General features: G+C 48.0%; 5 protein-coding genes. 2 read left to right on the top strand and 3 right to left on the bottom strand.

The genetic code is table 11. The annotated features are described in order from the left end of the window. On the top strand, positions 1–1,255 hold a 1,255-nt coding region (locus KDD36_14545; protein ID MCB0397868.1), incomplete at its 5' end, for a gliding motility-associated C-terminal domain-containing protein. Positions 1,256–1,374: 119 nt separating this feature from the next. Then, the gene (locus KDD36_14550) at positions 1,375–2,625 is read left to right on the top strand and encodes a peptidoglycan DD-metalloendopeptidase family protein (GenBank protein ID MCB0397869.1); all 1,251 of its coding nucleotides are present in this window, start codon (positions 1,375–1,377) and stop codon (positions 2,623–2,625) included. Here KDD36_14550 and KDD36_14555 read toward each other — a convergent pair whose 3' ends face one another. From KDD36_14555 to KDD36_14565, 3 genes are all read right to left on the bottom strand, one after another. After that, positions 2,626–3,951: an amino acid permease gene (locus tag KDD36_14555; protein MCB0397870.1), complete on the bottom strand. Its 1,326-nt coding sequence runs from the start codon at positions 3,949–3,951 to the stop codon at positions 2,626–2,628. Between the two features lie 3 nt (positions 3,952–3,954). Continuing rightward, the gene (xerD, locus tag KDD36_14560) at positions 3,955–4,863 is read right to left on the bottom strand and encodes a site-specific tyrosine recombinase XerD (GenBank protein MCB0397871.1); all 909 of its coding nucleotides are present in this window, start codon (positions 4,861–4,863) and stop codon (positions 3,955–3,957) included. A 319-nt stretch (positions 4,864–5,182) separates the two neighbouring features. Beyond that, entirely contained in the window at positions 5,183–5,848 is a 666-nt protein-coding gene (locus KDD36_14565; GenBank protein ID MCB0397872.1) for a DNA alkylation repair protein, read from the bottom strand. Positions 5,849–5,956: the final 108 nt, after the last annotated feature.

Here is a 5,956-nt window from a genome sequence, read left to right on the forward strand (position 1 = left end):
TACCGATGCCAACGGCTGCCAGATAGATACAACCTATAACATGACACAGCCCACTTTGTTAGTGGTGACGCTGGATAGTTCGGGATCTCCATGCGGATATGCCAAGGGGTCCTCGGGTGCCAGCCCGTCAGGCGGAACTCCCGGGTATACTTATTTATGGAGTGATGGTCAAACCACCAAGCAGGCGATCAACCTGAACAGCGGCTCAATCACGGTAACCGTTACGGACGCCAACGGATGTACGGTGGTGCAATCAACCACCATCCAACAACAACCTTCATTTGTTATTACCCCGGCTACTACGGATGCACTTTGTTATGGTTCTGCCGACGGAACGGCAACAGTAACCCCTAACGGCGGTATCGCGCCTTATCAGTTTCTCTGGGAAGACGGGCAGACAGGTCAGACGGCCACCGGGTTTGCTGCCGGCTCCTATAAAGTAACGATCACGGATGTAGCAGGATGTGATAGTGTTTACAGCATTGCTGTGTCAGAACCAAATGAGTTGTTGCCCCAGGCCGGACCAGATACCAGTGTTTGTACCCAGCAAACCATTGTGATCGGATCAAATGCGATCGGAGGCACCACGCCATACCAGTATCTGTGGAACAATGCCCAAAGCAGTACAGCTCCCCTCATCTTTGTTACACCCAATGGCTCTGAGCAGTATGAGGTGACGGTGACCGATGCCAACGGCTGTGTTGCAGTAGATGTGGTTAATATCACCGCGGATCTGCCACCCACGGCAGACTTTGATGTGAAGTGGGTGCCCAGTTGTAAAGGTGTGCTTGGAAAGTTCACCAACATAAGCATTGGGGCAGACCACTATGTGTGGGATTTTGGAGATGGTCATACATCGTCCGAACCGGAACCTATCCATGAGTTTACTTATGGTACCATTTCACAGGTTGTATTGAGTGCATACAGCGGTAACTGTCCGGATACAGCAACGGTTTATGCGGATATCAAAACGTTTGATTTCTATAACGACCCTCAGGTGCCCAACGTGTTTTCTCCGAACGGTGATGGCTACAACGATGTGTTCAAGGTTTTCATTAATGGAGAAATGGAGGATTGCACGCAACTGACCATCCTGAACCGCTGGGGCGTGTTTATTTACAGTCCTCCGGGTGGACAGCTGGCCTGGGACGGCCATACCACAGCAGGCGAGAAAGTGCCTGAAGGTACCTACCTCTACATCGTGGAGATGAATGGCATGATGAAAGCAGGAACGGTAGCTCTTATCAAAGAGTAATTCGCTGACCTGATCTCTGTGTCATAATTAAAAAGCCTCTGTTGAAAACTGCAACGGGCAGACTTCCATTCTTCCTTTATATTCACTTACTTAGCTCTGCGTTGAAAAAGGGAATGGTTATGAAATACTTGGGATGGATATGCTTGGCCCTTATGGCGGTGGCATGCTCACATCATACATCAGAAGAGCATGTGGAAATCATTGCTCCTGAAGAATTGCCTCAGGAAGAACCCTTAACCAGATTCGGGTTTCTTGTTGATTCCTTCGATATCAAAGAAGGTCATATCCGCAACAACGAGAATCTGTCAACGATTCTCGCAAAATATGGGGTGGATTACGGAACCATTGACCTGCTGGCAAAAGAATCCCGTGATGTCTTTGATGTAAGGCGCCTGGCAGCGGGGAGAAAGTATACCTTGCTATGTGACAAGGATTCCAGCGGGTATGCCAAATGTTTTATTTACGAGAAGAGTCCGGTTGACTATGTGGTTTTTGACTGGAGGGATTCGTTACAGATTTATCAGGGGGCCAAACAGGTCGATACTGTTCGCCGCACCGTATCCGGTGAGATCAATTCATCGCTGTATATGAATATGGTACGCAATGGTGTGGATCCCGGACTGGCCATTAGTCTTTCGGAGATTTATGCCTGGACCATTGACTTCTACAGAATACAAAAGGGAGATCAGTACAAAATTGTATTTGATGAACTCTATGTAGATGAGAAACCGGTGGGGATCGGACAAATACATGGCACGTGGTTCAAGCATTCTGGGGAGGATATCTATGCTTTCTATTTTGAACAGGATGAACATGGCGATTATTTTGATGTGGAGGCCCAGGGGTTGCGGAAAGCGTTTCTGAAAGCACCCTTGAAGTTTTCGCGTATTTCTTCACACTATAGTCTTCGCCGTTTTCACCCGGTACAGAAGCGTTACAAGGCCCATCTGGGGACGGATTATGCAGCGCCTACGGGAACGCCTATTCATTCTGTCGGTGACGGCGTGATCACCCATGCAGCGTATACCAGTGGGAACGGACGCTATGTGAAGGTCAGACATAACGGTACCTATACAACCCAGTATCTGCACATGTCGCGGATAGGAGATGGAATCAAGCCGGGCAAGTATGTAAAGCAGGGAGACGTGATAGGTTATGTGGGTAGCACTGGTTTGGCTACTGGCCCACACGTGTGCTTCAGGTTCTGGAAAAACGGCGTTCAGGTAGACCCCCTGAAAGAGAAATTGCCTCCTTCTGAGCCGGTCCGTAAGGAAAACATGGATGCATTTGAAAAGGTAAAAGCACAATTGAAAAAGGAGCTGGATGCCATTCCTGTAAGGCCGGAGCGGGAACAGACTGTTTCTCTGTGATCAGCCTTGGCTTGTAACTTTGCTCCTTCGTTTATTTCTTGCGGCGTAAAACGTTGCCCCCAAAATCAGTACAAAAAAAACGCCCAGGACAACGCCTAATTGTGGCTTATTTTCAGTCCATTCAAAGTATAGGATAAGGAGGCCGGCTGCAAAAAGGCCCACCATGGCCACCAATGCCGGGAAGATATGGGTTCGTGTTTCTTTGCGTTTTTTGTAATTCGCCAGCGCCATCAGAAAGGATACTACGATAAAAGAAATACTTCCGAATTCCAGGATATCCTGAAGTCCGCCTGTGAGTATGAGAATAAAGGCCATCAAAGCCATGGCCCCTATGGCAAAGTTGGGGATGTGTACTTTGATGCGATGGGCAAAGAACGAAGGCAAATAGCCATCCGATGCGATCACAGCCATCAGTCGGGATGCCCCGAATAAGGTCCCGCTGATGGCGCTGGATGTGGCGAGCAACGCACCAAAAATGATAGCGGTTCTGCCCAACGTACCAAGGATGTGCTGTGCTCCGGCCGCCAGGGCATACTCTTTGTCCCGGATCAGCATTTCCTTTGGGATGGTCGCAAGCGCCCCTATGGCCAACGCTATATACAGGATGGTTGCGATTCCTATTGAACTGTAAATGGCCCTGGGAACGTTGCGGGCTGGATTGTCCATCTCGTGATAGGCGTGGATCACCAGTTGGAATCCTTCATAGGCCACAAACGTGATGGAGGCGATGATCACAACATTCAAAAGCGTGGTGTGACCTTCTATAATAGGAAGGAATTGGTTGATGTCTCCCTTACCTGCCAATAATCCGGATATAAAAAGAAGCAGGATGATCTTGGTGTAAACCAGCCAATCCTCAATCTTTCCCATGCCTTTTACACTTGTCAGGTTAACAACTGCGAATAACGCGATAATGCCTCCGGCCACGGCCCGGTTGAACCAGATGGAGTGGATGGATGGGAATATACTGCACAGGTATGAGGAAAATGTAAAGGCATACAATGCCAATGTGCTGATGTAACCGAATACAACAAGCCAGCCTATTGAGGCAGATGCAAAAGGGGATTCCGGGAATGTTTTCCTGAAGAAGGAATAGGTTGCTCCTTCGTCCTTGTATAATAAGGCAAGCTTTACGTAGGAGTATGCTGCAAAGAGTGCAAGTATACCGCCAAGAAGGACGGCAACAGGTGTGGTGTTTCCGATGTGTTCTACAGAGACGCCAAGAATGGCAAAGATACCGCCGCCCACCATACCACCAAGTGCCATGGCAATGAGTTCGGCGAGACCCAACTCTTTTTTTCGTGTCCGGCTGAAATTTTGAGACATGGATTACGTCCTTCTGCCACCCCTGGGATGGAATTGAACAATTGTATTTCTTAAAAAATCACGATCCAGGTGTGTGTATATTTCAGTGGTGGTGATGGATTCATGACCCAGCATTTCCTGCACAGCACGGAGGTCGGCGCCTCCTTCGATCAGGTGGGTGGCGAATGAATGACGGAACGTGTGTGGACTGATCCGTTTTTTTATGCCGGCGATCTGAGCCAGACCTTTGATGAGGGTGAAGATGTAAACACGTGATAAGCCCTTACCTCTCTGGTTCAGAAAGAGGGTGTCCTCATGTCCTCTGGCAATATCCATATGATTGCGCACACTTTCGGTGTAGAGGGTAATATGTTTGTATGATTGTCCTCCCAATGGAACCAACCTCTCTTTGTTTCCCTTACCCACAATCCTAAGGAATCCTTCTTTGCCATGGATATCCGAAACTTTCAGTGTGACAAGTTCGGATACACGCAACCCTGAGCCATAGAGCGTTTCGAGCATAGCCCGGTTACGCTGCCCATCGCTTCGGCTCATGTCAATGGCTTCCAGAAGCTTCTCAATTTCGGGGATGCTGAGTGTATCGGGAAGCTTCCGGGCCAGTTTGGGGCTTTCCAGTTTTGTCGCCGGATTTTCAACAATGACGTCTTCAAGTATGAGGAATTTGAAGAATGCTTTGATGCCGGAGATAATCCGGGCCTGGCTGCGGGGAGATGTTTTCTTTTTGTGAAGATCTTCCAGAAAAAGTCTGAGTTCTTCGGAGCTGATCCGGCTTGGTGAGACCTTGCTGCTCCCCTCAATAAAGACCTGTAATTTCTTCACATCGCGTACATAGGCGTTCACAGAATGTTCGGCCAGACTTTTTTCCAGTTTCAGAAAAGCTTTGAACCCTTTGATGGATGATGACCAGTCCATGTCAGATGTTAGATGTGTTGATGTGAGATGTCAGGCTGATGGCCAGAAAATACTCTGTGGGGTGATGGGCTAAAAACGGATAGATGAAAATTGGATAAAATTGCATGGAAATATAAGGTGTCAAGGGCTTTGAGTTATTCCCGGGGCACGCGAATCCCCGCCCCAGGATCAAGTTACAAAGAAAAGAAAAATGGAAGAGGATAAATGCCGGAGGATTGTTACGGAGGTGATTTTTGTGGGTTGTAAGTTAATGGATAGTAGATAGTAGATAGTAGGCAGTAGGCAGGTGACAATTGGAATCAGTCATTGGATGATTTGACTATAGATACTTTGATGCTTCCCGAACACTGAGGTTGGAAAGTTTGATTTGTGTAAGAAAGTCTTCAACCGCTGCGGCATCGGTTTTGGAATATTCACGCAACACCCAGCCGATCGCTTTGCGGATGAAAAAATCAGGGTGATCTTTCAATTGCCGGATGGCATCAAATAACAGCGCCGTATCGGTATCCCTTTTGTATTTCAATTGAAAGAGCAACACGCATCTTTGTAGCCACATGTTATCCGATGCCAGCCATTGCTCACAGGTCTTGTGTGTTAGGTGAGGGTGTTGTTTGAAGAATTTTCCCATCAGATGGGAGGCGATGAAGTCCACCGTATCCCACCAACTGTTGTGGGTGGCCAGATACTTCAGTAAGGCCAGATCTCCCGGCTCATATTTTTTATACACCTTCTCGGCTATTTCCTGAGCTACATAATGCAGTTCCCGTTCCGGCATAGACCATAGTTCTCTGATGATGGCATTTGCTTCTGTTCTTTCCGGCAGCCCATACCGGGACAGAAAATCACGCATCAACTGCCTTCTGTCCGTTGCCTTGATGCCGAAGTATTCATACCGCCCCTTCATGTATGCTTTCATGGCGACCGCATTGGTGCTATTCCGGTGGGCATCGAAAGACTGTCGGAGTGGGGTGAGGTAGGGGTGCATTGTTAGAGGTTAGTAGTTAGTAGTTAGTAGATAACGCGTTGACCACTTAGGCATGTTGAAAAGAATGTTGAGAATCGGGCAAAAAAAAGTCGTGCAAACAACTGAATA

Source organism: Flavobacteriales bacterium, assembly GCA_020435415.1.
Classification (GTDB): Bacteria; Bacteroidota; Bacteroidia; order JACJYZ01; family JACJYZ01; genus JACJYZ01.